This window comes from Prochlorococcus sp. MIT 0801, assembly GCF_000757865.1.
GTDB lineage: Bacteria > Cyanobacteriota > Cyanobacteriia > PCC-6307 > Cyanobiaceae > Prochlorococcus_B.
On sequence record NZ_CP007754.1, the window covers coordinates 505,907 to 531,567 of the forward strand.

Annotated in this window: 28 protein-coding genes and 2 tRNA genes; 16 read left to right on the forward strand and 14 right to left on the reverse strand. The window is 34.5% G+C overall.

All coding sequences use genetic code 11. The features are described 5' to 3' along the window. Window positions 1-70: 70 nt before the first annotated feature. From tsaD to EW15_RS02650, 4 genes are all read left to right on the forward strand, one after another. Window positions 71-1,138: a tRNA (adenosine(37)-N6)-threonylcarbamoyltransferase complex transferase subunit TsaD gene (tsaD, locus tag EW15_RS02635; RefSeq protein ID WP_038651560.1), complete on the forward strand. Its 1,068-nt coding sequence runs from the start codon at window positions 71-73 to the stop codon at window positions 1,136-1,138. A 31-nt stretch (window positions 1,139-1,169) separates the two neighbouring features. Next, entirely contained in the window at window positions 1,170-1,352 is a 183-nt protein-coding gene (locus tag EW15_RS02640; RefSeq protein ID WP_038651563.1) for a hypothetical protein, read from the forward strand. A 56-nt stretch (window positions 1,353-1,408) separates the two neighbouring features. Further along, on the forward strand, window positions 1,409-1,918 hold the full coding sequence (locus EW15_RS02645) for a DUF1643 domain-containing protein (protein WP_225866611.1): 510 nt from the start codon (window positions 1,409-1,411) through the stop codon (window positions 1,916-1,918). 172 nt (window positions 1,919-2,090) lie between these two features. After that, window positions 2,091-3,335 carry a sodium:proton antiporter gene (locus EW15_RS02650; protein WP_038651569.1) on the forward strand — a complete coding sequence of 415 codons (1,245 nt, stop codon included), beginning with the start codon at window positions 2,091-2,093 and terminating at the stop codon, window positions 3,333-3,335. Here the strand turns inward: EW15_RS02650 and gltX are convergent. The 5 genes from gltX to rplS all read right to left on the reverse strand — a co-directional run bounded on the left by gltX (window position 3,291) and on the right by rplS (window position 5,862). Continuing rightward, complete coding sequence (gltX, locus tag EW15_RS02655) at window positions 3,291-4,721, reverse strand: glutamate--tRNA ligase (protein WP_038655076.1); 1,431 nt, start codon at window positions 4,719-4,721, stop codon at window positions 3,291-3,293. The genes EW15_RS02650 and gltX overlap by 45 nt on opposite strands. A gap of 21 nt (window positions 4,722-4,742) precedes the next feature. Continuing rightward, a tRNA-Asp gene (locus tag EW15_RS02660) sits at window positions 4,743-4,816 on the reverse strand. A gap of 201 nt (window positions 4,817-5,017) precedes the next feature. After that, on the reverse strand, window positions 5,018-5,206 hold the full coding sequence (locus EW15_RS02665) for a hyperconserved protein Hcp (protein WP_006043540.1): 189 nt from the start codon (window positions 5,204-5,206) through the stop codon (window positions 5,018-5,020). 35 nt (window positions 5,207-5,241) lie between these two features. After that, a tRNA-Trp gene (locus EW15_RS02670) sits at window positions 5,242-5,314 on the reverse strand. 59 nt (window positions 5,315-5,373) lie between these two features. Next, on the reverse strand, window positions 5,374-5,862 hold the full coding sequence (gene rplS, locus EW15_RS02675; protein ID WP_038651575.1) for a 50S ribosomal protein L19: 489 nt from the start codon (window positions 5,860-5,862) through the stop codon (window positions 5,374-5,376). Window positions 5,863-6,166: 304 nt separating this feature from the next. Here rplS and map point away from each other — a divergent pair, with 304 nt between their 5' ends. Beyond that, entirely contained in the window at window positions 6,167-7,006 is an 840-nt protein-coding gene (map, locus tag EW15_RS02680) for a type I methionyl aminopeptidase (RefSeq protein WP_038651579.1), read from the forward strand. Window positions 7,007-7,013: 7 nt separating this feature from the next. Here map and EW15_RS02685 read toward each other — a convergent pair whose 3' ends face one another. Next, on the reverse strand, window positions 7,014-7,772 hold the full coding sequence (locus tag EW15_RS02685; RefSeq protein ID WP_038651583.1) for an SDR family oxidoreductase: 759 nt from the start codon (window positions 7,770-7,772) through the stop codon (window positions 7,014-7,016). A 150-nt stretch (window positions 7,773-7,922) separates the two neighbouring features. On the opposite strand from EW15_RS02685, the gene EW15_RS02690 reads away from it, so the two are divergent. The 5 genes from EW15_RS02690 to EW15_RS02710 all read left to right on the forward strand — a co-directional run bounded on the left by EW15_RS02690 (window position 7,923) and on the right by EW15_RS02710 (window position 11,386). Then, window positions 7,923-9,014, forward strand: a complete 1,092-nt coding sequence (locus EW15_RS02690) for a phosphotransacetylase family protein (protein WP_038651586.1) — start codon at window positions 7,923-7,925, stop codon at window positions 9,012-9,014. Window positions 9,015-9,054: 40 nt separating this feature from the next. Next, the gene (locus EW15_RS02695; protein WP_038651589.1) at window positions 9,055-9,573 is read left to right on the forward strand and encodes a DNA recombination-mediator protein A; all 519 of its coding nucleotides are present in this window, start codon (window positions 9,055-9,057) and stop codon (window positions 9,571-9,573) included. 125 nt (window positions 9,574-9,698) lie between these two features. Further along, window positions 9,699-10,196, forward strand: coding sequence for a YajQ family cyclic di-GMP-binding protein (locus EW15_RS02700; protein ID WP_038651592.1), 498 nt, complete (start codon window positions 9,699-9,701; stop codon window positions 10,194-10,196). Between the two features lie 50 nt (window positions 10,197-10,246). Next, window positions 10,247-10,441, forward strand: coding sequence for a hypothetical protein (locus tag EW15_RS02705; protein ID WP_038651595.1), 195 nt, complete (start codon window positions 10,247-10,249; stop codon window positions 10,439-10,441). A gap of 138 nt (window positions 10,442-10,579) precedes the next feature. Further along, window positions 10,580-11,386 carry a prohibitin family protein gene (locus EW15_RS02710; protein ID WP_038651598.1) on the forward strand — a complete coding sequence of 269 codons (807 nt, stop codon included), beginning with the start codon at window positions 10,580-10,582 and terminating at the stop codon, window positions 11,384-11,386. 56 nt (window positions 11,387-11,442) lie between these two features. Here EW15_RS02710 and hemL read toward each other — a convergent pair whose 3' ends face one another. Together hemL and xth are read right to left on the reverse strand one after the other, a co-directional pair. Continuing rightward, window positions 11,443-12,741 carry a glutamate-1-semialdehyde 2,1-aminomutase gene (gene hemL, locus EW15_RS02715; protein ID WP_071841032.1) on the reverse strand — a complete coding sequence of 433 codons (1,299 nt, stop codon included), beginning with the start codon at window positions 12,739-12,741 and terminating at the stop codon, window positions 11,443-11,445. A gap of 270 nt (window positions 12,742-13,011) precedes the next feature. Continuing rightward, on the reverse strand, window positions 13,012-13,839 hold the full coding sequence (gene xth / locus EW15_RS02720) for an exodeoxyribonuclease III (RefSeq protein ID WP_038651604.1): 828 nt from the start codon (window positions 13,837-13,839) through the stop codon (window positions 13,012-13,014). 58 nt (window positions 13,840-13,897) lie between these two features. Here xth and EW15_RS02725 point away from each other — a divergent pair, with 58 nt between their 5' ends. From EW15_RS02725 to EW15_RS02740, 4 genes are all read left to right on the forward strand, one after another. Beyond that, a complete protein-coding gene (locus EW15_RS02725; RefSeq protein WP_038651608.1) occupies window positions 13,898-14,233 on the forward strand; it encodes a hypothetical protein in 336 nt (111 codons plus the stop codon). 69 nt (window positions 14,234-14,302) lie between these two features. Then, window positions 14,303-14,950, forward strand: coding sequence for a hypothetical protein (locus tag EW15_RS02730; protein ID WP_038651612.1), 648 nt, complete (start codon window positions 14,303-14,305; stop codon window positions 14,948-14,950). 65 nt (window positions 14,951-15,015) lie between these two features. After that, a complete protein-coding gene (gene larC / locus EW15_RS02735; RefSeq protein WP_038651615.1) occupies window positions 15,016-16,239 on the forward strand; it encodes a nickel pincer cofactor biosynthesis protein LarC in 1,224 nt (407 codons plus the stop codon). 23 nt (window positions 16,240-16,262) lie between these two features. Continuing rightward, entirely contained in the window at window positions 16,263-17,204 is a 942-nt protein-coding gene (locus tag EW15_RS02740; protein WP_225866596.1) for a lysylphosphatidylglycerol synthase domain-containing protein, read from the forward strand. Window positions 17,205-17,224: 20 nt separating this feature from the next. On the opposite strand, the gene EW15_RS02745 is transcribed toward EW15_RS02740, so the two are convergent. The 4 genes from EW15_RS02745 to EW15_RS02760 are packed head-to-tail and all read right to left on the reverse strand — an operon-like array spanning window position 17,225 to window position 20,666. Further along, the gene (locus EW15_RS02745) at window positions 17,225-18,811 is read right to left on the reverse strand and encodes an iron ABC transporter permease (RefSeq protein ID WP_038651618.1); all 1,587 of its coding nucleotides are present in this window, start codon (window positions 18,809-18,811) and stop codon (window positions 17,225-17,227) included. 15 nt (window positions 18,812-18,826) lie between these two features. Beyond that, complete coding sequence (locus EW15_RS02750; protein ID WP_052041157.1) at window positions 18,827-19,873, reverse strand: GTP-binding protein; 1,047 nt, start codon at window positions 19,871-19,873, stop codon at window positions 18,827-18,829. Window positions 19,874-19,898: 25 nt separating this feature from the next. Next, a complete protein-coding gene (locus EW15_RS02755) occupies window positions 19,899-20,186 on the reverse strand; it encodes a 4a-hydroxytetrahydrobiopterin dehydratase (RefSeq protein WP_038651621.1) in 288 nt (95 codons plus the stop codon). A gap of 18 nt (window positions 20,187-20,204) precedes the next feature. After that, a complete protein-coding gene (locus tag EW15_RS02760) occupies window positions 20,205-20,666 on the reverse strand; it encodes a secondary thiamine-phosphate synthase enzyme YjbQ (RefSeq protein WP_038651624.1) in 462 nt (153 codons plus the stop codon). 230 nt (window positions 20,667-20,896) lie between these two features. Here EW15_RS02760 and EW15_RS02765 point away from each other — a divergent pair, with 230 nt between their 5' ends. Beyond that, window positions 20,897-22,426: a carboxypeptidase M32 gene (locus tag EW15_RS02765; RefSeq protein WP_038651626.1), complete on the forward strand. Its 1,530-nt coding sequence runs from the start codon at window positions 20,897-20,899 to the stop codon at window positions 22,424-22,426. A 128-nt stretch (window positions 22,427-22,554) separates the two neighbouring features. Next, a complete protein-coding gene (locus EW15_RS02770; protein WP_038651629.1) occupies window positions 22,555-23,142 on the forward strand; it encodes an inorganic diphosphatase in 588 nt (195 codons plus the stop codon). Between the two features lie 15 nt (window positions 23,143-23,157). On the opposite strand, the gene hemC is transcribed toward EW15_RS02770, so the two are convergent. Both hemC and rpoD read right to left on the reverse strand, forming a co-directional pair. Continuing rightward, a complete protein-coding gene (hemC, locus tag EW15_RS02775; RefSeq protein ID WP_038651632.1) occupies window positions 23,158-24,105 on the reverse strand; it encodes a hydroxymethylbilane synthase in 948 nt (315 codons plus the stop codon). Window positions 24,106-24,265: 160 nt separating this feature from the next. Next, window positions 24,266-25,528 carry an RNA polymerase sigma factor RpoD gene (gene rpoD, locus EW15_RS02780; RefSeq protein ID WP_038651635.1) on the reverse strand — a complete coding sequence of 421 codons (1,263 nt, stop codon included), beginning with the start codon at window positions 25,526-25,528 and terminating at the stop codon, window positions 24,266-24,268. Window positions 25,529-25,661: the final 133 nt, after the last annotated feature.

Here is a 25,661-nt window from a genome sequence, read left to right on the forward strand (position 1 = left end):
TTCTGATTTTTATCTGTTTCCCTGTTTTAATGGGATTTCAATACTAAACTTAGTTGATCAATAGCGATAAATGTCAATAATTTTATCCCTCGAAACAAGTTGTGACGAGTCTGCAGCAGCTTTAGTTTCTGATGAAAAAGGAAAAATTGATTTAATAGCTAATGAAATAGCTTCACAAATGGAAGAGCATGCTAATTGGGGTGGTGTTGTTCCGGAAATTGCTTCAAGAAGACATGTGGAAAATCTTCCATTTTTAATTGAAGAAGTTTTTGCAAAATCAAAATTACAGATTGAAGATATAGATGCAGTAGCCGCAACTGTTACTCCAGGATTATCAGGTTCACTTTTGGTCGGATCAGTTACTGCAAGAACTTTAGCAAATTTGCATCACATTCCATTTTTAGGAATTCATCATTTGGAGGGACATCTTTCATCAATATATTTGTCAGAAAATCATCCTAAACCTCCTTTCTTAGTCTTATTAGTTAGTGGAGGACATACTGAATTGATAAAAGTAGATGTTCAACACAAGTATCAACGCCTTGGTAGAAGTCATGATGATGCAGCCGGAGAAGCTTTTGATAAGGTCGCAAGACTACTGGGACTTTCCTATCCAGGTGGGCCAGCAATTCAAAAAATAGCTAAATCTGGAGATCCAAAAAAGTTCTTTTTCCCAAAAGGGAGAGTCTCTAAACCTGAAGGTGGTTTTTATCCATATGATTTTTCTTTTAGTGGATTGAAAACGGCTGTATTTAGAAAGATAGAAAAAATCAGGTCAGAAAATAAAAACTTCCCAGTAGAGGACATTGCTGCAAGTTTTGAATACGTAGTTGCGGAGGTCTTAGTGGAGAGGAGTCTTCGATGTGCCCTTGATCAAGGTCTGAATTCTCTAGTTCTAGTGGGAGGAGTTGCTGCAAATTTGCGTTTAAGGGAAATGATGCTTGCAAAAGCATCTGAAAATTCAATTAATATTGCTCTTGCACCAATGGAATTTTGTACTGATAATGCGGCAATGATTGGAGCGGCAGCTTTGTTAAGATTTTCTAATAATTTTCAAAGTTCAATGGAACTTGGTGTTTCAGCCCGATGGCCATTAGAAAAATCTGATTTACTTTATGACTTTAATCCCCCTTTTTAATCAATATTTTTTTAAGCTTTAATTTTTTATTATGCCACTAAAAAATGCAAATGAAGCTAATAAATCCACTAAGATTGCAAGCTCAAGTGAACTTAATTCATGGAAGAGAGGATTCACTCCTCAAGCTGAGATATGGAACGGCAGAGTAGCAATAGCAGGTTTAATTATTGTCATAATTACTCTTTTAGTATCAAACTTAATTTTTTCTGGTTAAAAAAAAAATTGGTTTTATAATTAATTTTAATTCTAATTTTTTGGTTGTCATTCTGCTTGTTTAGTGAATGCAGGTCTTATCGATGGATTTTAAAAAGAGAGTTATTAAGTGGTAAAAAGACGATATTGTTTATTGGCTTGAATCCTTCTAAAGCCAATACATCAAATAATGATAAAACTCTAGTAAGGATAATTAATTTTTGTTCGAGATGGAATTATAAAAATATCTATATAATTAATCTCTTTGGACTGATTTCCAAGTCTCCTGATCAATTATCAAAAAGCAATGATCCAATAGGAGAAAATAATGATTTAATTACTTTAAAATCATTACAATTTTGGCGCGAAAATAACAATTGTGATTTGTGGTTAGGATGGGGTGATAAAGGTCAATTAAAGGGACGTGATCGTAAAGTTCTAAAATTAATTAAGAAATTTTCAAATTTGAAATCAAACGAAAATAATTTTTCCAAACGTATTTTAAGTCTTGGCCTTAGTAAAAAAGGTAACCCTCGTCACCCTCTCTATATGCCTAATCAATCTTTCTTAAGAAAGTTTGACCTATAGTTTTTGAATAGGTTTTTTTCAGTTATTTTCTAAACTAGGATATATAAATAATATTTGGATTGAAAGGGTTGCTACTCTATAAGAATATGTAAGTAAAATCAGCTTATTAACTTATTTATTTTCTTAGGTAGATTAAATGGATACTCGTTTATGTCTTCATTGCTAGTTGTTTATGACTCCTGAGCGGCTGGGCTTGCTCTGGGGTATCACAGTTTTTTCTGGAGCTGGAGCAAGATTATTGTCGGTACTAACAGGACTCCCTGGGGTGGTTTTATTGTTGCTATCTGGTTTGTTGATTGGGCGATCAGGGCTTGGATTGGTTGAACCATTAGATCTTGGAAAGGGGTTGGAGACAATAGTTGGTTTATTGGTAAGCCTTGTTTTGTTTGATGGTGGTTTAAATCTTCGATTCCCTGGGGGCGCAATTAAGTCAATAGTTCTAAGAATTTTATCAATTAGATTAATAATTTCATTAGCAGCTGCCTTTCTTGCTGCTCATTGGTTCGCAGGTCTTGGTTGGTCCGTAGCTGGAGTTTACAGCGCAATTGTTCTTGCTACTGGACCAACTGTAGTAACTCCTCTAGTTCGACAAATTCGACTTGCATCTCCATTAAGCGATGTGCTCGAGGCGGAGGGTTTGATACTTGAACCTATTGGAGCTGTACTAGCACTCTTATTGTTGGAGCTTGTTGTAGGAGACTTACATGGCTGGAAAGAGCTATTAATTGGTCTCCTTTCAAGGCTTGGAGGAGGAGTTTTAATTGGTTCAGTTGCAGGTTTATTGCTTTCAGAAGGCTTGAAGCGCTTACGATCTGAGCCTTATGTCGGTATCAGATTGCAACTTACTCTTGGAGTAGTTTTCTTACTATATGGAGTATGTGAATGGTTGTTACCTGAATCAGGTTTGCCTGCATCTGTTGCAGCAGGGTTTGTTGTAGGACAAAGACCTTCTACAGAGGCAAATGAACTTGACAAATTAATAAGAGAATTAGCCCAGTTAGCAATAACTATGCTTTTCCCACTCCTTGCAGCAGATGTTTCATGGGGGGAATTAAGTCCTTTGGGTTGGGGCGGTATAACTTGTGTTCTTTTTTTAATGATTGTAGTGAGGCCAATAGCTGTATGGATAGCAACTTATGGATTACCTCTTGATAATCAACAAAGATTGTTTCTTGGTTGGTTAGCACCCCGTGGAATAGTAACTGCCGCAGTTGCTTCTTTGTTTTCAATTAGATTAGAGCAGGCAGGCGTTCTAGGTGCTGGAAAACTTCAGGGATTAGTTTTTTTGACAATATTAATGACAGTAGGTATTCAAGGTTTAACAGCTCAACCGTTAGCAAAAAGATTGGGTTTATTGGATGAGGATAACGATCTAGATAAAACGACTAATTCGAGTTCTATCTTTACTGAACCTTGAAAGTAAAACCCAGCTTTGAATTAAATCAGGTCCATTGAGAGTTCCAAAAAGTGCAGCTCTTAGACTTTTCATAACAAGACCTTTTTTTACATCGCAGTGTTTCGTGGCTTGATTAATTAAATCAAGAGCTTTCTCTTTTGAAAAGGAATCAGCATCTGTGTTTCCCAATTTTTCAAGTATGAACTTTAAAATTACTGCTGCTTCTTTAATTTCCAATTGCTTTTTGCCATCATCAATTAATTCTGGCTCTTCAAAAAAAGATTTAGCTTGGTCCACTCCATCATTAATAAGAACCATGGATGGTCCTATTAAACCTACTAGATTGATTCCCCATTCATGACTTGGAAGATGCCATCCATTTTCTTTAAATAAAGGATTTAAATTTTCTAATAGAGTTTCTGCCGACATCTCATGGATTACTTGAGAGTTGAGCCAGTTTAATTTGTCCCAATCAAATTTTGCTGAAGCTTTATTTACCTTTTTAAAAGTGAAAATCTCTGAGATCTCAGAGATTTTGAATCTTTCGTTAATCCCCTCTGGAACTGACCAGCCAAGAAGAGTCATATAATTTGCCATCGCTTCAGATGTATAACCCATTTTCTTGAATTCAGAAATTGAAGTAACTCCATCCCTCTTTGAAAGTTTTTTACCTTCAGAATTAAGAATTAATGGTGTATGAGCGAAAACGGGGATATTGAGATCTAGAGCTTCGTAAAGAAGAATTTGCTTAGCAGTATTTGCGAGATGATCTTCTCCCCTTATTACATGAGAAATTTGCATTGCTGAATCATCTGCAACAACTACTAAATTGTATAAAGGATCTCCAATTAAATCTGCTGGTGCTCTTCGTGCAATGACCATGTCACCACCTAAATCTTTTCCACTCCAAGTCATTTTTCCTCGAATTAAGTCATTCCATGTAATTAATTTTTGATCACTGATTTTGAATCTGATAACGGGCTCTCTTCCCGCGTTTATAAATTCTGATTCTTGTTCTGGAGTTAAATTTCTGTGCCTATTATCATATTTTGGAGCTAAACCATTTTTCTTTTGGGTTTCTCTCATTTCTTCGAGTTCATGTTCTGATGCATAACATTTGTATGCAAATCCTTTATCGATAAGAGTTTTTATAATTTGTTTATGTTCATTTACTCTTTCACTTTGAATCGTTGGGGATTCATCCCAGTTGATTCCTAGCCACTGGAGTCCGTCATATATGTTTTTTATATATTCTTCTTTCGATCTTTCAATATCAGTGTCCTCAATTCTCAAGAGAAAAGTCCCACCTTCTTTTTTTGCAAAAAGCCAGTTAAATAGTGCTGTTCTCGCTGTCCCTAGATGAAGTGTTCCCGTTGGACTTGGTGCCAATCTTACCCTGACTTTCAAAGCTCTAATTCGATTTAGATACGGGACCGACGGGATTCGAACCCGCAACTTCCGCCGTGACAGGGCGGTGCTCTAACCAGTTGAACTACGGTCCCAGCTTTAGGCCTTGAAAAGGATTGTATCTTTTATGAGAAATCCTTCTTAATGACCCAATGAGTATCATCCTAAAAATGCCTTCTAGTCAACTAAGAATTAATATTGTTGACTTAAGAAAACTATCTTCATATGGTTTTTTTCAATCAATTTCTCTGTTAAGAGAGATACTCATGAAATAAAACTAAATAAGTAGATGAATTTTAAGGACGGAAACCTGCAGGCTCTATAAGCCTAACTTGATTCCCACGAGCTGTGAACTCGCGGCCTTGGTCGCTCTGCACTACTACACGGCCACCTGATTTAACACGAATAACTCGAGCTCTGACCCAGCCTAATGCGGCTGACTCAAGAACTTTTACGACATCGCCAGGTTGAAGATCCAACTCCATTCTTTAAAAAAGTAACTGCGGAAAGGGTTTTCAAACGCGCCGTGGAGGACTTGAACCCCCGACATCAGGTTTTGGAGACCTGCGTTCTACCAACTGAACTAACGGCGCATTTTATATGCCCTTTAAATCATTGTTGAGCAATGATTTTTATTGAGGAGGCCGAAACCTCAGCGGTCGAAGCGCTGCTTTACGCGTGTGGCTTTGCCCACTCGCTCACGCAGATAGAAAAGCTTCGCTCTTCTTACTTTACCTCGGCGTTCAACCTTAATCGATGCAACTTGTGGACTGTGAACCAGAAAAATTCTTTCAACTCCTATTCCTTGGAAAATTCTTCTAATTGTAATTGTTTGATGAATTCCGCCATGTCTCTTTGCTATTACAACACCCTCGTAGGGCTGAACCCTCTCCTTATTGCCCTCACTTATTCGGACACCAACACGAACTGTATCACCAACGTATATGTCAGGAAGATCTTTACTTAGTTGAGCGTCTTCAAAAGTCTTTATTATTTCAGCAGGAGAAAGATTCTTAATTGAAATTTTCTTTCCTTTGGATTTTGTTTCAGAAGCTTTTTTTACCCCAGAGTTCTCTGAAGCATTTGATTCATCTTCAATTTTCACCTCTTCTAATGAGGGCTCTTTCGAATCGACTGACATCACCAATTACTCTTTATTTGGCCGAACTTATATTGTAACCGCTGGTTTCTCAAATTAAAAATTTTTTATATATCTGATCTTTTCATCTCTAATGACCATGATTTCCCGATTTAGCTTTTTTTCAGTCATTGATTGATCGTTTAAAAAGAAAACCTAGTCTTTTTCAACTTTTTTCTAAAATATGGAAATTTTATTAAAGAAAAGAATTTTTTTAATAAAACTGTCCCTCTTCGTTTGATAGTTTACCTATTATTAGATTGTTAATAAGGTGCAAATTTTGAGATTTTTACTTTTTCCCTAAACAATGAATCTTTTCTCTGACCTTCTCTCTTCTGAAAACTCAAAAATTCCTATCAATAAAGGACCTGTAATTAAACAGAGGAGAGGAGTTGAAATTAAGTCTTCAAGAGAGATAGAAATCATGCGTAAATCCAGCAAAATAGTTGCAACTGTATTGAGTGAAATTAGAGACTTAGTTAAACCTGGAATGTCTACTTTGGATCTAGATAAGTATGCTGAAAAACGAATAAGAGATCAAAATGCCAAGCCAAGTTTCAAAGGCTATCATGGCTTCCCAGGTAGTATATGTTCAAGCATAAACAATGAAGTTGTTCATGGAATACCTAGTAAGAAGAAAATTATTAATGATGGAGATTTACTTAAGGTAGATACCGGAGCTTTTTATAATGGTTATCATGGGGATAGTTGTATAACTATATGCGTAGGTAATACCTCAGATAAAGCAAATGAATTAAGTAGAGTCGCAAGAAAAGCCTTAATGCTTGGAATAAAACAGATTAAGCCACAAAACAAACTTCTTGATATTGCAGGTGCTATAGAAGATTATGTCAAAGCTAATGGTTTTAGTGTTGTCGAGGATTATACCGGACATGGAGTGGGTAGGAATCTTCACGAGGAACCTTCGGTGTTTAATTTTAGAACGAATGATTTGCCAAACGTCACTCTAAGAGAGGGTATGACTATTGCAGTGGAACCTATAATTAATCTTGGGTCAAAACACTGCAAGACACTTAGTGATGGATGGACAGTCATTACTAAAGATGGAAATCTATCTGCTCAATGGGAGCATACTGTTTTGGTTACCAAAAATGGTTTCGAGATATTGACTGATAGAGGTGATTGACTTCCTTTTAAAGGGGAGTGTTTGAGTAAATTTTATTGATTAATCGTGAATATAATATTCTAATTGATTCAACGAATGGCATTATTAAATGTGTTAATGGATTAGGGGATACTATGACTAGGTAAGCCTCTTTTTCTGCTTTTTGGATTATTTTTTTTGCTACAAATTCAGGGCTCATTATTCCTTGTGGGTTTAATTTCGATTTAAAAGGACCTAAAATTAATTTTTTGATAATAAAATAATTCCTTTTATCCATTAATAATTTGCTTTTTTTTAAACTTATAAGTTCACCTATTAGACGTTTAGTTATTTCGTATACCGGACTAAAAGCTATTTGAATCTCTGCTTCAGATGTATTTATCCATACTTCCTTCGAATTTTGCTTATTTAAATTATTTGATAGTGCTAAATCCTCAAATATTTCTACTAATCTCAAATGACTAAGGGAATTGATTTCTAAGGCTTTATTTATTTCATTTGATTCAATCATTCCTTTTGGATTAAATCCATGATTAAGTATTAAAATATCAATTTTAGCGAGACGGCTTGAAAGGAGTCTTTCTTTTCCACAGGACCAGAGAATCCATTCATCAGGTTCGCCTCCTTCCGCGTTACTATTATTTCTTCTGTCATGAGTTAAACCAATTACATAAGCCCCTTTTTTTTTCAGCACCTCAATAAGTGCTTTGCCTAGGCTTCCATTCGAACCTGTTATGGCAATTTTTAAACCTTTAAACCTTGAGTTGTCTGACAATCTTTTGGTCACTTAGTTGAATTCATTGTATTTTATGTGAAAAAGTTAGGAATTACTGGAGAATATTTGTCTAATTAGAATTTTATACAGATTTAGTGTTGAGAACTTTTTCAAAAAGCCTAAACTTATAGAGTTATTCATCTCCCATCAGGTCTTTAATTAATGAGCAAGACCTTTCTAATTGGATCATGTGAACCATTTAGCGGTAAGTCGGCATTAGTTCTTGGCATAGCAAGAAATTTAATTGCTTCAAATCATGTGGTTAGATTTGGTAAACCATTAGCCACAAGCCTTGAATTAAATGTCTCTGAAAGAGGAGACATTCAAGATATGATCGATGATGATGTTAGGTTCGTTGGGGAGACATTACAATTATCTGCTGAGAATTTAATTCCTTCCATTCAATTTTTGGCGGCTTCTACTGCTAGCGAGAGGATTCAAGAGAATATCTTAGATCCGGGGATAAAATTTGATGAGTTCCATCAATCTCTTGATTCTTCTAGTGATGCTATCAATATTCTTGAAGCAGCAGGTAGTTTGCATGAGGGACTATTGTATGGATTAAGTCTCACTCAACTTGCGAAACGTTTAAACGCTAAGGTTTTACTTGCTCATTTCTGGCAGGATAGTAGAAGTGTTGAAGCTTTACTGGAGGCTAAAAATCAGCTAGGAGATCATCTCAGTGGTGTTGTCTTAAATGCTGTTAACCCTGATCAAATCAAAGATATTAAAGAAAATATAGTTCCATCTCTTAAGGCATTAGGTTTAGATGTATTTGGAGTAATGCCTAGGTCTCCTTTGTTGAGGAGTGTCACTGTTGAAGAATTGGTGAGACGTTTAAATGCTCGAGTTATTTGTTGCTCTGACAGGCTTGAGTTAATGGTTGAGACATTAAGTATTGGAGCAATGAGTGTTAATTCTGCAATGGAATTTTTTCGAAAAAGGCGCAATATGGCCGTAGTGACTGGAGCAGATCGAACAGATATCCAATTGGCGGCTTTGGAAGCGTCGACTCAATGTCTAATATTGACAGGTGCTGGCGAACCATTACCACAATTGATTAACAGATCAGAAGAGTTAGATGTTCCATTGCTAAAAGTCGATAGAGATACTCTTTCAACAGTTGAGGTTATTGAACAAGCATTTGGTCATGTTCGTCTTCATGAGACAGTCAAAGCTACTTATGCTTTTCGATTAGTACAAGAACATTGTGAACTTGATCGAATCTTAAAAACTTTAGGAATTTCTTCTTGAGTTCATCAATAATGGCTAGCTTTATATTATCTGAATTAGGATGTCCTTGAGCCGATCACTCGATCTTCCTGCATTGGGACGAGTTGATACTCTCGCTCAGGAATTGGCCTTGTTGAAAAACGAGGGAAAAAGAAGAATTGCTTTTTTAGGTAGTCGGCATGTACCTGTCGTTTCTATTCATATAGTTGAATTAATAGCTAGGTCTTTGGCTCAAGAGGGCCATTCTATAATCACTTCAGGTTCTCAAGGTGTAAATGCTGCAGTAATTAGAGCGGTACTGGATGTTAATCCCTCTCTCTTAACTGTTTTGTTGCCTCAGTCTCTTGATAGACAAACTGCGGAGGTTAAGGATCTTCTTGGTAGCGTTTTACATCTAATAGAGAAAGAAGACAATAATGATTTTCCTTTGCCAATGGCAAGCAGTCTTTGTAATCAAGAAATTATTAACAGATGTGATCAATTGATTTGTTTCGCATTTCATGACAGTGAAACATTATTGAGTAGTTGTCATAGTGCTGAAGATATGGGGAAAGTAGTGAGCCTGATGTTTTTTGATTGATTTTCAATCAAAGACAATCATCTACTTCTGGATAGTTCTTCTTAACTTGCGAAATATCTCATAAGTATATTTACAAGCAATTTGCGTTTTTTTTTATAAAATGGTGAAAACAAAGAGAAATTTTTATGCCCTCTTCTTATTCTTTTGATGTGGTTTCAGAATTTGATCAGCAGGAATTAGTAAATGCTATTGATCAATTGAGGAGAGAAGTTGATCAAAGGTATGATCTAAAAGACTCAAAGACAAAAATAGACATTAAAGAAGATGAACTATCAATTATTTCTCTTAGCGATATGACAATTGAATCAGTAAAGGATATTTTATTACAAAAAGCTACTAAAAGAAATTTATCCTTAAAGATATTTGATTTTCAAAAGATTGAAATTATAGGAGGAAACATGGTAATGCAAATTGTTAAATTAAGGAAAGGACTGTCTCAAGAAACTTCAAAAAAATTAAGTAAGTTAGTTCGAGATAATATGAAGAAAGTAACTGCATCAATTCAGGGAGAAAGTTTGAGAATCACAGGTAAAAATAAAGATGATTTGCAATCTGCAATTAGTTTAATTAAGACAATGGAGGATGAATTGGATATAGCTATTCAATTTCAAAATTATAGATAGTTTAAGAATACATAAATATATAAAAACTTTAGTTGTTCAGTTTTTTTATCATGGATCAGTTAATACAAAAACTTTCTAAAAAAGCAATTGACTTATCTGGAAAGTCAAAAAAAGAACTAGAAAGAACATGTTGGATGATAGTACATGAGTTTAAGCATGGGACAATGCCAACTGAATATGATATTAGAGAGATTGACGAAGAACTATATTTAGAGGTTTTAAGAATTGCTAAAGAGATGATTTGATTAAATAAGGTAGGAAATTTTTAGTTCACCAAATGATTTTCTTGCTGATTTTTAAATATTAGGTAATTATTTTTTCTACCTAACAAATTACACAATATTGTCTAAATCAACATAAAATCTATTTAGATAATATTTTTTATGACAACTCCATTTCGTAATGTGACTCCGAATGGACCTGGTAGTACAACAACTCTTCTACTTGTCCTTGGCTTTACTGGTTTTTTATTTCTTACTCAAGCATTCTTTGTCGTCCCCGCTGGTCAGGTTTCAGTAGTAACGACATTAGGGAAAGTAAGCGGTGGATCACGTAAACCTGGTTTGAATTTCAAAGTTCCTTTTGTACAAAATACCTATCCATTTAACGTTCAAACTCAAGTTAGACCTGAAAAATTTGATTCATTAACAAAAGATTTGCAAGTTATTTCTGCAACCGCCACTGTTAAATATGCTCTAAAACCCAATGAGGCTGGAAGAGTCTTTAAAACTATCTCTTATAACGATAGAGAGATTTATAACAGGATAATTCAACCATCACTACTTAAAGCCCTTAAGTCAGTCTTCTCAAAGTATGAGTTGGTAACCATAGCTAGTTCTTGGAGTGATATTTCAGAATTAGTTGAGGATACGGTTGCAGAGGAACTAAATAAGTTTGACTATGTGGATGTTCAATCTCTTGATTTAACTGGTTTAACAATTGCAGATGAATATCGAGCAGCTATTGAAGAAAAACAAATTGCAGAGCAAAAACTTTTAAGAGCTCAAACTGAAGTTAAAATTGCTGAGCAAGAAGCTCTCAGATACGACACATTAAATAAAAGTCTTGATGATCAAGTTCTTTTTAAATTGTTTTTAGATAAGTGGAATGGTGAGACACAAGTTGTTCCTTCTTTGCCAGGAACTACCTCAGGAAATGTTCCAGTTATTGTAGGGGGAAGAAATAGATAGTAATTAAATATAAATAATAAAAAAAACCAATTTAATTTTTTTTGAGTTGGTTTTTTTTATTTAATTTCAGAAAAGCTTTCTTGAAAAGCTTTTATTGTGGAAGTTATATCATCTTCAGAATGTGCGAGTGAGGTAAAGCCAGCTTCAAATGCACTTGGAGCTAAGTAAATCCCTTTTTGAAGCATGATTCTATGCAGTTTGCTGAAAAGCTCACTATCAGTAGATTTAGCTTCTTCAAAGTTTCTAACTGGTCCTTCACAGAGATAAAAACCAAACATAGCGCTAATGCTTTGACCATGAATGGCAAAGTTTGATTCTTTAGCAGCTTTAACGATTCCATCGACAAGCTTTTTCGTAAGAGCTTCTAATTTTTCATAGGTACCTTCTTGTTTGAGGAGCTCAAGAGTTTTTATACCAGCTGTCATGGCTAGAGGATTGCCGCTTAACGTACCGGCTTGATACATAGGACCAGAAGGCGAAACCATTGACATGATCTCCTTGCGACCTCCATAGGCTCCTACTGGAAGTCCTCCTCCAATCACCTTGCCCAAAGTGGTTAAGTCAGGAGTTACTCCAAAACGCTCTTGGGCACCTCCATAGCTGATTCTAAAACCAGTCATTACTTCATCAAAAACTAAAAGAGCTCCATTCTCTCGCGTTACCTCTCTTAATCCTTCTAAAAAACCAGGTTCAGGGGTGATAAAGCCTGCATTCCCTACAACAGGCTCAAGGATGACTCCAGAAATAGCATCTGGGTTTTCAGCGAAAAGCTCTTTTACAGCTTCAAGATCGTTATAAGGAGCAGTAAGTGTATTGGCGGTTGTACTTCTTGGCACACCTGGTGAGTCTGGTAACCCAAGTGTTGCTACTCCTGAACCAGCTTTCACCAAAAACATATCTGCATGCCCGTGATAGCAACCCTCGAACTTGATAACTTTATCCCTGCCAGTAAAAGCTCTCATTAGCCGAAGAACTGCCATACAAGCTTCCGTTCCGCTATTGACAAACCGGACCATCTCAACGCTTGGGACAGCATCTATAACCATCTCAGCAAGCTTGTTCTCGAGAAAACAAGGCGCTCCAAAACTTGTGCCTTTCTCAAGTGTCTCTTGAAGGGCTGCAATTACCTCGGGGTGGGCATGTCCACAAATCGCTGGTCCCCAGCTGCCAACATAATCGATGTATCTGTTTCCATCAACATCCCAGGCATAAGGACCTTTAACTCGATCAAAAACGATTGGATCTCCCTCAACAGATTTGAAAGCTCTTACAGGTGAACTGACTCCACCAGGCATCAAATCTTTGGCAGCACCAAAAATCTCTTCAGATCTTTTTGTGTTCAACGCGTCTGTCACAGCACCTCAGCGAATGAGCTCATAAACACAGTCCGTCATAATGGCCTAAAAGTGACTGATTCGTCTAAATTTTTGAATCTGTTCAGCATCTGGTTATTTTTTTTAATCCTTAATAAAGTCTATCTTCCTAATTGAATTTAATCTTAAAAACAAGTAACAGTAAGACTTTCTTGGATATGACGCCCTTTGATTTCAATTGTTTTTGGCTAATTGTAAATTTTTGATTTGTTAATTCTGTGATGATTTGAAAATAGAAAAAAAATGAATTTTTTAGAAGAAAAATTCATTTTCAATATCTGATGGAGGCCAGTTGATATCGACAACTACAGGTGCATGATCACTAGGTTTCTCTTTAGATCTTTGTTCTTTATCGATCCAACAACTATTGGCACAACTAAGAATTTCTTCTGTTAGGTAAATATGATCAATCCTCCAGCCCTTGTCTCTTTCCCAGGCTGAATGGCGATAATCCCACCAAGACCAATTTTTCTCTCCGGGCTCAAAAATCCTAAAAACATCTTCTAATTTCTCTCCTAAAGCATCTTTGAGTAATTTCCTCTCTTTGGAAGAAGCCATAATTGATTCTTTATATTTACTTGGTGTATGGATATCTCTATCTTCAGGGGCAATATTAAAGTCTCCTAGTAAACATATAGGTGTTTCATCTTGATTGATTTCCCTTAAATAAACCTTTAGACATTCTAGCCATTTTTCTTTATAAATAAACTTATCTGAATTTAAAGATGATCCATTTGGAACATAAACATTTATTATTCTAATATCATTGATATCAGCGCTTATAATTCTTTTCTGTTCACTTAATATAGATAAATCTTGATAGTCTTTGATTACTTTATTAAAGCCAATCTTTATATTATTAATCGGGAATCGGCTTATGATTGCTACTCCATTGTAAGACTTTTGGCCAGAGATTGAAACCTCATATCCAAGGTTTGAAAAAATTTCAATTGGAAAAGACTTATCTTCTGTTTTTGTCTCTTGCAAGCAAAGAATGTCAATCTTGTTAGTGATGAGCCATTCTTTGACATGATCTATTCTTGAACGAATAGAATTCACATTCCAGGTTGCAACTAGCAAGACTTAAAGATTTTATTGCTTAAGTTATTATCATGTAGATTCAGACGAAAGTTTAGTTTTGAAGCAAACTGCACGTTTTATTAATGGTCAATTATTGTTTGCTTTATATTGTTTGGCTCCAATCTTAATTACGGTAGGTCAAGTTTTTGCTCCTCCAAGAACAATAAGAATTTCGGAACTAAAAGATTATTCAACTGATGAGAAAAGAGATATTTACAGCACTTTTGATACAGAAGATCAAATTGATCAAGGTTTACCAATAGATCCATTTGATTTGATGAACCGTCTTAAGCAAGTAGGAGCAATGAATAATGCTACAACCCCATCAGATGCACTCGATGCAGCTCTCAATGCATTTGATCAGTCAGAGGATGAAAATGTCCAAAATGAATAAAAACACAATAATATCCATAAGATTTTGGTAAATTTAAGATTGGTCCCTAATGGCCTATTTATTAAATAGATGAAGAACCATCCAATCCCCTCGGTTACTGATCCATTGCAATACCGAGCAATTGGATTAGTTAGAGGTATTTATAAGCCTCAAGACGATGACACCTTTACTCGTGGAGCTTTAATTGATTCAAAAGGTAATGAAATAGATTCAGTTGTCCTTGGAAGAGTAATAACCTTGATTAGAAATCACGTTCCTCTAGAGAAACCTCACCTCTGGGTCGTATATCCAAGATGTAGAAATAATCAAAATCTTCATTTGCAAATCACAGGTATTTGGGAACCAAGTACTTTAAAAAAAGAACTTCTGGATAGCGAGGAATTGAATGAAGATTCAGTTTTGAAGGTCGATTCTGATTCTTTATTGGAAGGTGATGATTATTTTTCAATAAGAGGAGAATTGATTTTTACTAAGCCAGAAGAAAAGGAGGTAGTTATTAAAATTCGTCAAAAGCCAAGAAATAATCAAAAAAAAGCGTTACCTTTCAAATTGAATCTTAAAGGTGATATACCTATTAATCATTTAAAACATTTTATTAGTCTTGATGTTCGTCGTGTTGACTATCAACTTTTGGTTGAGGATTATCAAATAATAGGCCCTCTTTCTCAACAACAAATAAATAATAAAAGTAGAAAAATTATAAAAAATAAAAATTAGTCTTATTTCGAGAATTTTATATAAATGTATTTTATCTGTAAAACTGATTATATGTTTAATCATAAATGAAATCTATTTTTATTGATTGTAGTCTTGGCATATCTGGAGATATGCTCGCATCAGCTTTTTTCAATTTAGGTGTTCCGCACTCTATTTTCTTGGATAACTTAGTAAGTTTAAACATAGATAAAAATTATAAACTCAAATTTAATGAGGCAGATAGTGAAGGCATAAAAGGTATTGTCTGTACAAAAAACGAAATTCAATTTAAGGAATTATCTAGAAGTCTTAATCAGATAAAGAACTTACTTCTAGATTCAAGCTTGAATGATTATGTGAAGAAAAAGTCTATTAAGGTTTTTGAAATTCTTGCTGAAGCAGAAGCAGTTGTCCACGGGCATCAAATCTCAGATGTACATTTCCATGAATTAGGTTCAATGGATTCTATCCTTGATATTGTTAATGTTTGCTCTGCTATAGATTTTTTAAAGCCATACAAGATTTATTCTTCAAATCCACCTTCTGGGAAAGGAATCGTATCCACTTCACATGGCCCTCTACCTGTCCCAGTGCCTACTGTTCTAGAGATAGCGAGGCAAAATAAAATCCCATTAATGGTACTTGATGATAAATATTTTGGTGAAATAACAACTCCTACGGGTATCGCATTGATTGCAACTTTTATAGATAAGTTTGGCCAGCCAGGTAATATAAATATTCAGAATATTGGTATTGGACTAGGAAGTAAAAATATTTCTCGACCTAACTTTTTACGTATTTTACTAATAGATGAAAATGATGAAAATATAGAAAATAATAAACCTTCTTATGAAACTATAATTTCTCAGGAGGCTTGGATTGATGATTCCACACCTGAAGATGTTGCGGTTTTAATCGATAGATTAAGATCTGCAGGTGCCATTGATGTTATTTGTTATTCGGTCGATATGAAAAAAAATAGAAAAGGTATATGTATACAAGCTATTGTCTCCCCCAAGCATAAAAAATTACTGCGTGAAGTCTGGTTTAACTATAGTACAACAATTGGAGTAAGAGAAAATAAAATCAGTCGTTGGATACTTCCAAGAAGAACAGTGAGTCATAAAACTAAATTTGGGACAGTTAATGTTAAACAAGTAATGAGACCAAATGGTCAGAATTCAATAAAAATAGAACATAAAGACTTGACTCGTATAACTTTAAAGACAGGAATTCCAATAGAAGAGATACGTCAGAAATTAATTATTGAATTATCAGAATTCTATGAAATAGATGATTGCTATTTTTGATAATTAATTTATCTATGAATCAAATGATCAGAAAAAATTTTGTTTTTGGAATGATTTATAAAATCAATATTAAACTGTTGATAACTTTAATTTGCTTTGCATTTCTTGGGAATTCAATATATGGGAATTTTGATTCATTATCTAATCAGATAATTACTAGTGAAGAGATATTATGGTTATTGTGCGGTGTTATTTTTAGTTTCTTTAGTATAATTATTAATGCTTATGCATGGAAGCTTTTAATCAATAATATTGGTTGTAGTATTAATAATTTGAATATAATAAAACTTTTTTTAGCTACAAATATATATAAATATTTGCCTGGTGGAATATGGCATTTTGTATCTAGATATAAGACCTTACGGTTAGAACTTTCAAATGAAAAATCAATTGAATCTATTTTATTAGAGCCAATCTTAATGCTAGTTGCAGGCTTTATTTTTATACCTTTTAGAGGTTTTAACTTATCGATTTATATACTTTGCTGGTCATCTACATTGCTCTTTTTGCCAGAATTTAGACAATTTCTAATCAAAAAATTAAGAGAAATGAAGGCAAAAGCTTTTATTAATAATGATAATATAGAAGACATACATTTATCGCAAAATAGCCAAGATATTTCAATAAGGATGTTGTATCCATATAAGCCACTATTTGTAGAAATTATATTTATTTTGTTCAGATTTCTTGGCTTTTTATGTTGTGTAAATGCATTTTCTATTGGGTCATTAATCTCTCAAGGTGAATTAATATCTTCCTTTTCCTTGGCATGGGTAATTGGTCTTATAGTTCCTGCAGCACCTGGAGGGTTAGGTGTGTTTGAATCTGTTATTCTATTTAGTCTTAGCTCACATTTGCCAGAGGCACCTCTCTTGGCCTCATTGCTTTGCTATCGGCTAGTTTCAACAGTTTCTGATATATTAGCAACTTTGATTTATCCAGTTAAAAAATTATTTAATGTTTAAATATCTATTTGATACTTATTTTAGTCATTTCTGTGATTTAAGCTTGGTATTAGGGCTAAAGAGGCTATTAATCCCAGACAAATTATTATCATTGAAGGTAATATAGATTCTGCTACTCTTTCATCTCCTGCATATTGGAATATTCGTACTGAAAGCGTATCAAAATCAAAGGGTCTTAATATAAAGGTTAGTGGTAATTCTTTTATTGTGTCAACAAAAACAAGAAGAATACCCACCAACATAGGTCCTTTGAGAAGTGGCAGATGTATTTTTAAAAGGACCTCTGACCAGTTCTTTCCGAGATTTATGGCTGCATTATCTATATTTGGTGTGATCCTCTCAAAGCCGGCATCAAGGCCACCTTTTGAAACAGCTAAAAATCGAATGCTATACCCCCAGATTAGTAAGCTTAAGATGTTGATTTGCCAGATGTTTCCTTTAAAGGAAAGAAGAGAAAGGGCTAAAACAGATCCAGGAATTGCATAGCCAATACTTGATAAGAAGGTTAATATATTGAGCCATTGATGATTATTCCATCTCTTGGAAATTGCTAAAATTAATGATATAAATACCGTTATTAATGAAACAACTAAGGCTAAACTAAAGCTTCTAATAGTTAATCCAATTAAATCTGTATTGAAGCCTTTATTTATTTGATCAATATTTATTATTGCCCATGTAATTGGAATACCCAATGTCAGCATTGGAGGTGTAAATGTTATAACTTGAGCTAGGAACAGATTTATACCTTTTAATTCCCATTGTTGTGAATTCCGACTACTTATTCCGTCTATCCATCGTTTACTTTTTTCTCTTGATTTGCGTTCAATTGCAACTAATAGAAAAACTAAAATCAGGGCAAATAGGGCAAGAGCAATTGCACCTGAGGGCTCACCTTCTTCTACCCAACTCTCAAGTATTCCAGCTGAAATACTTGGAATATTTAAAAGTTGAACGGCACCTAACTCATTTATGATTTCCATCGCCATTAAAGCTAACCCCGCAGTAATTGAGGGAATTGCCATTGGCATAGATATTCTAAAAAAACTTTTCCAAGGACTTATCCCAAGAGTTCTGCATGCTTCAATTTGTTTTCTACCGCCTTTCTCAAAACTTTCTGTACTTAGTAGAAATACATATGGGTAGGTTGTGAATGCCATTATTACTACACCCCAAAACATACCGGTAATTCTGATTGAATTAATGCTGCCGAGGTCAATGAAAGTAGCTGCTAAAAGATAAGCTGGAGTTGCAAAAGGAATTAGTTGGCAAACTCTAAGTATTTTTTTGCCTTTGAAATGGCAATTGGCTAAAATCCAACCATTTGCTATACCTAAAAATCCTCCTAGAGTTAGAGAAAAAATCAATAGTAAAAGTGTTCCTTTTATTTCATTAAGATTGGCTGTCGTTAAATAAATAGAACCTTTTTGAATTCCGTATAAACCCTCTTTTACGAGAGTAAATAACGGCCATAAAATAAAAAATGTTATTAGAATTATTAAGTACTTTAATATGTGGCGACTATTATTTAATTCAATTAAATTATAGATAAATTTAATATTATTTTCTTTTTTGACGGCCTTTGAATTGGATTTGAGGTTGTTCAATTTGTTTTTTTATGATTATTTGTCAATACATGCATTTAATTGAGAGAGTATTTCTTTTTTATCTAATTCTTTTCCAATAAAGACAAGTTGATTATTTCTTTCCTCTCCCCATTCACTATCTTCAATAGAAATTCTTTTTCCAGCAAGGTGAAAGACATGTCTCCTTTCGCTTTCGCTGAACCAAAGAATACCCTTTGCTCTGAAAACATTACTTTTTAATTGATTGTCTAGAAAATATTGGAATTTTCTAAGAGAGAAAGGTTCTTTAGTTTGAAAAGAAACAGAAAGAAAATCTTCAATTTTATTATCTTCTTCTGAGTGTTCATGTTCATGTTCATGTTCATGTTCATGTTCATGTTCATGTTTATGTTCATGTTTATGAGAGTGATCATGAACTGATTCTTTTTGAATAATTAGATCAGTTTCAAATAGACCCACACTTAATAATAGATTCAGAGGAATATTTCCTTTAATGCTTTTTAAAATTCTCACATCATTTTTTATTTCTTTTAACTTCTCTATGGTTTCTTCTATCTTTTTATTAGTTACTAAATCACATTTGTTTAGAAGTAAAATATCACCATAGATTACCTGTGATCTTCCTATTGAACTTTCTAAAGCAACATCATTAAAGTTCTCAGCATCAATGAGAGTTATAATTGAGTCTAATCTTGTTTGATCTCTTAACTCACTTCCAAGTAATGTCATCGCAACTGGAAGAGGATCGGCTAATCCTGTAGTTTCAATGATAATATAGTCTAACTTCTTGTTGACACTAATTAACTTTTCTATTGCTTCTACTAACTCACCATTTATAGAGCAACAAATACATCCATTACTTAGTTCTATCATTTCTTCTTCAGTTTTGACTATTAACTCATTATCAATTCCTATTTCACCAAATTCGTTAACTAATACAGCTGTCTTTATTTCTTTCTGATTAGTAAGTATATTATTTAATAAAGTTGTTTTCCCTGATCCTAAAAAACCCGATATAATTGTAATAGGAATATTAGTTTTGGAAACCATAATTTCTTTAAGATTTGATTCGCTAGTACTCATTTTAATTGTAGAAAATAATAATAAATTAGTTATTGATTAATTTATCAATAGACTCAGCAAGCTTTATGTCATTATTAGTGATTCCACCTTTGTCATGAGTTGTTAAATTGATTTTAACTTTATTATATGTATTCTGCCAATCTGGATGATGATCCATTTTTTCAGATAAAAGAGCGACCTTACTCATAAAGCCAAACGCATCAATAAAATTATCAAATTTAAATTCTTTCTTTATAGTTTTATTATCTATTAACCAAGAAGGGTTCTTTTTTGTAAAAGAATTGAGCTCATTTTGCTCTATTAAGGAAACCATGAGTTTTTTATATTTTATTTAATTTAAATCAAAATCGCCAATTGCATGCAATTGTAATGACCTTGATTTATTTGATGATCTATGTTCCCATATATATATTGCTTGCCATAAGCCTATCTCTAATTTACTATCAACAACACTGAAGGTTAAATTATTTGAAGTAAGCATTGTTCTTATATGAGCAGGCATATCGTCTAACCCTTCTTCTAAATGAAGATATTCTATTTTTTCACGACTTCTGTTAATGGGATAAATTCCCTCTTCTGGGACAATAGCTTTCATGTAAGCTGAAAGGTCTTTAAGAACATTAATATCCGCATTTTCATTTATAAGTAAACTACAGCTTGTATGCTTTAGGAAAATAAGAAGTAGTCCTTTTTTAAGCTTTTTATATTGGATCCAATCATTAATGTCTTTTGTTATGTCAGTAAAACCTTGTCCCTTCGTCTCGAAATCTAAAGTTGATAAAATCTGTTCCATTTCTAATAACCTGTCTAACTTGACTGTATTAAATACTAACAGGTTTGTTCTTTTCTTATTAAGTTAAAGTGTTTGAACTCGATCTATTAGAAAAGATTGAACCTTTTTGATTTTTAAATCATGAGTAATTTAATTAAGAATTTATGATTTAAATTATTTAAAATTGATCAAATACTGATCTATTTTCGTCAGTTAGATATTAGCATTACGTAAATATCAAATGGAATACATTGTCAAAGTCTGCTTGGCAGCTTTTGGGTGATTACCTAAAAGATACGCAGTTATTGGGATCGATACAAAGCACTCTGTACTGGGATCAAAATACATCTATGCCTATTGCTGGTTCCACTTGGAGAGGAGAGCAATTAAGTCTTTTAGCTAAGCAACTTCATGCAAGACAAAGTTCTGAACAGTTCGAACTTTTAATAAAAGAAGCTAAATCTGAACTTCAAAATTTCAAAGAAAAAGACGATTTTGAATCACAACTCATGACAGATAGGTTTAGAAATATTGAGTTGCTTGAGCAAGATTTCAATAGACAGAAAAGTTTGGATCCTCAATTGGTTGCTGCGCTTGCAACAGCAAAGTCTGAAGGTTATATGTGTTGGCAGGAAGCTAGGAAAAATAAAGATTTCAAAAGTTTTTCTCCTTCGCTTAAGAAATTAATTGCATTACGAACAGAACAATCCAATCAGCTCTGTGAAGAAAGAAGTTGCTGGGAGACACTTGCCCAGCCTTTTGAACCGAACTTAACGATTAATCGTTTAAGCGAACTATTTGAACCTTTAAAAAAAAGATTGCCAGAATTGATTCAGAAGGTTGAGACAATAACCAACAAAAAGAGTAAAAAATGGGATTTAACAATTGGTGATCAAGAAAAACTATGTCAAATACTTTTAAATGATTGGTCTAGAGATCCTTCTAATACCGCTATAGCTAAGTCCCCTCATCCATTCTCCATAACTTTAGGTCCGGATGATTATCGAATTACTACTCGAATAGTTAAAGGTCAGCCACTTTCTTGCTTATTAGCTACTGCCCATGAGTGGGGGCACTCTCTTTATGAACAAGGCTTACCCTCTGAAAGTCACCAATGGTTTGCATGGCCGTTAGGTCAAGCAACCTCTATGGCTGTACATGAGAGTCAATCTCTGTTTTGGGAAAATAGAATTGCTAGGAGCTTTTCATTTGCAAAGTCTTTTTGGCATCACTTTGAGAATGCAGGTGCTCCAATTCACTCTGGAAATGATTTATGGATCAATCTAAATCCATTTACTCCAGGATTGAATCGAGTAGAGGCCGATGAACTTAGTTATGGCTTGCACATAATGATTAGGACTGACTTGGAAATTGATCTTCTCGAGAGAGGGCTTTCTGTCGACGATCTGCCTAATGAATGGAATAAAAGGTATTTGAACCTTTTAGGTGTTTCGCCAGAAAATGATACTGAAGGATGTTTGCAAGATGTGCACTGGAGTGAGGGGATGTTTGGTTATTTTCCTTCTTATTTGCTTGGTCATCTTATTAGCGCTCAGTTAACAAAAACTCTTGAAGAAGATTTAGGAGGAATTGAAAATATTATTGAATCTAAGCAAATCAGTAAAATATTGGGTTGGCTTCGTAAAAATGTTCATCATTATGGTAGAAGTTTAGATTCCGAGGAACTTGTAAAGAAGGTCTCTGGAGCAAAATTATCACCAACTTATTTTCTTGAATACTTAGATAATAAACTTGAAAAGCTTTCTACTATTTCTGAGTAATATAGACATATATTGCCCAAAAAGATTTAGTGGAGCATATCTTTTGTTGAAACTTTTCTAAATTATCTGCCACAACTTCATTTGCATTTACTGTGTTGATTTACCATGTAAGAACATAAAAAAATACCATGGCTAACCTTGACCAAGCACCTAGCAGAACAATGCCTAATCTGCTTCATGTATTACCTGCGTTTGCCAATGAATCTGAACTTAGAGTCAATACAATCGTTGAGTTAAATTCAAATACAATAAATAAATACGAACTTATTACTGAAACAGGACATCTAAAGCTTGATCGGGTTGGATATTCTTCTCTGGCCTACCCTTTTGCTTATGGGTGTCTTCCACGTACATGGGATGAAGACGGAGACCCATTAGATATCGAAATTGTGAATGTTACAGAGCCTTTGGTCCCCGGTTCAATTGTTGAGGCAAGGATTATAGGAATAATGACTTTTGATGATGGAGGTGAAGTTGACGACAAAGTTATTGGTGTGATAGCCGATGACAAGAGGATGGATCACATTCAAAGCTTTGAGCAATTAGGTAAGCATTGGATTAATGAAACAACTTATTATTGGGAGCATTACAAGGATCTAAAAAAACCAGGAACTTGTACCGTCAATGGTTTCTTTGGTGTTGAAAAAGCAGTTCAGATTATTAAATCCTGTGAGGAGCGTTACTTATCTGAAATAGATCCTAATTTAATTAATTAAATTAGGATGAATGATTTAGGCTCTTGCAGACTTGAATATCTCTTCTAATATTTCTCCTGCTCCACGGCCCTTTAATTCATTGGCTAAGTCTATGCCTATTTCCTCTGCAGAGCTTACCGATCCTTTTTTTATATCTCTAATTAATCTTTTACCATCTAAACTTGCGACCATCCCTTCAAGAATTAATTCATCGTTGTTAATTTCCGTTCTAACGCCTATTGGAACTTGACATCCTCCTTCAAGCTCTCTGAGGAAAGACCTTTCTGCTAAACATCTTTTAGATGTTGATTCGTGTTCAAGTGTTTTTAAAATATCTAGGACTTCTTTTTGACCACTTACACATTCAATGCCAAGAGCTCCCTGTCCCACAGCATGGAGTGAAATATCTGTTGGAATTAACTGGTGTATTCGATTAGCAAAACCAAGTCTTTGTAATCCAGCAGCAGCTAAGATAAGACAGTCATATTCTCCTGAGTCAAGCTTTTCTAATCGTGTAATAACATTTCCTCGTACATCTTTGAAAACAAGATGTGGATAATGATATCGCAATTGAGCAAGCCTTCTTAAGGAACTAGTCCCCACTACAGAACCTTCTGGCAGAGTCTCTAGTTTGTGAATTTGATTTTTCTCATTAACGACTAACGCGTCTGAAGGATCTTCCCTTTCTGTGATGCAGCCAAGAATTAAGCCATTTGGAAGGTTCGTGGGTAAATCCTTAAGTGAGTGGACTGCAATTTCGGCATGCCCAAGAAGCATTTGAGCTTCAAGCTCTTTAGTAAAAAGACCTTTATCTCCTATTTTTGCTAATGCTACATCAAGTATTTTGTCACCCTGCGTAGCCATTGCTTCGATAGTGATAGCAAGATCAGGATGTGCTTTTTGTAGTTCATCTCGTACCCAGTTCGTCTGAACCATGGCCAGCTGGCTTCGGCGAGAGGCGATGCGCAGTTGGTCTAGTGTCATTAGCAAATATTTTCTATTTCTTTACCTTAAGCAGTCAACCTTACCAAATTAAAATTCTTGGAAAATAATTTAATAAGGTTGATGTGAAATGAAATCTATGACCTAAACAATTATTTGTATTTGTTGCTTGGGAAAGTAAAGCTTATTTAGTTTAATTTTTTTAATTTAGCTTGATATATTCTTTAAGAACCCCGTTTCTATTTGGATGGCGGAGTTTTCTGAGAGCCTTAGCCTCTATTTGTCTAATCCTCTCTCTAGTTACATCAAAAATTTGTCCAATTTCTTCAAGGGTTTTCATTCTTCCATCATCTAGGCCATAACGAAGTCTTAGAACATCCCTCTCTCTGGGACTTAATGTAGCGAGAACACCCTCCAAATCTTCTCTTAATAAGGTTTTTGCGACATCTTGTTCGGGATTTTCTATGTCTGCTTCAATAAAGTCACCAAGTCTAGAGTCTTCTTCTTTGCCAATAGGGGTCTCAAGAGAAATGGGGAGCTGAGCGCTTTTGGCAATGAATCTGAGTTTCTCAATCGTCATTTCCATGCTTTCGGCAATTTCTTCCTCGGTTGGTTTCCTTCCAAACTCTTGACTTAAAACTTTAGTGGTTTTCTTGATCCTTGAAATTGTTTCGTATAGATGCACAGGCAAACGAATTGTTCTGCTTTGATCTGCAATTGCTCTAGTGATAGCCTGTCTTATCCACCAAGTAGCGTAAGTTGAGAATTTATAACCTTTCTCATGATCAAATTTTTCAGCAGCACGAATTAGACCAAGACTCCCTTCCTGAATAAGATCTTGAAAAGACAACCCTCTATTCATATATTTCTTGGCAATTGAAACTACTAATCGTAGATTCGATTGCACCATTTTTTCTTTTGCTCGTCTACCAAGCATTAATCGCCTGCGGAAGCGAGTTAATGGCATTTCTGCAAGAACTGCCCATTCTTTGACTGATGGGAAATGTCCATTCTCACTTTCAAATTGCGCAGCTTCTTCCTCTAATTGAAGAAGATCTGCTATCTTTCTGGCTAATTCAATTTCTTCGTCTGGTCTGAGAAGTCTTATACGACCAATCTCTTGTAGATAAACCCTAATCGAGTCTTCTGTGTAAACACCCTTTGGTCCTATCTTTATACTTGCTAAGGCTTTAGCTGCTGCTTCTTGAGCACTCGACAGCACAGAGGCATTATCGTCATCATCATCTAAATCGATATCAGCTTCAGGGACTTTATTAGCTTCGGCAATTAATTTATCCGCCTCAAGATCTAAATCAATTTTTAGATCAGTTGAAGATTCTTGAGAAAGAGTTTGGGTTTCTTGGGTCACGTTTACTTTGGCAACTGTTTTTTTAATTTTTTTGGAATTGTTTTTAGTTTCCTGATTAATAGAAATATTTTTAGATGTCTGTTTTTCCTTTAACATGATTTCCCCGATGGTTTTGTGGTCTGTTGCAGAACTCAGGTTATTACCCGAAAAAATGGTCGGAATCTCCTAGAGATAATATTTCAGGAAAAACTATTTAATTGGTAAAATTTCAACAAAAGCACTCTAATTT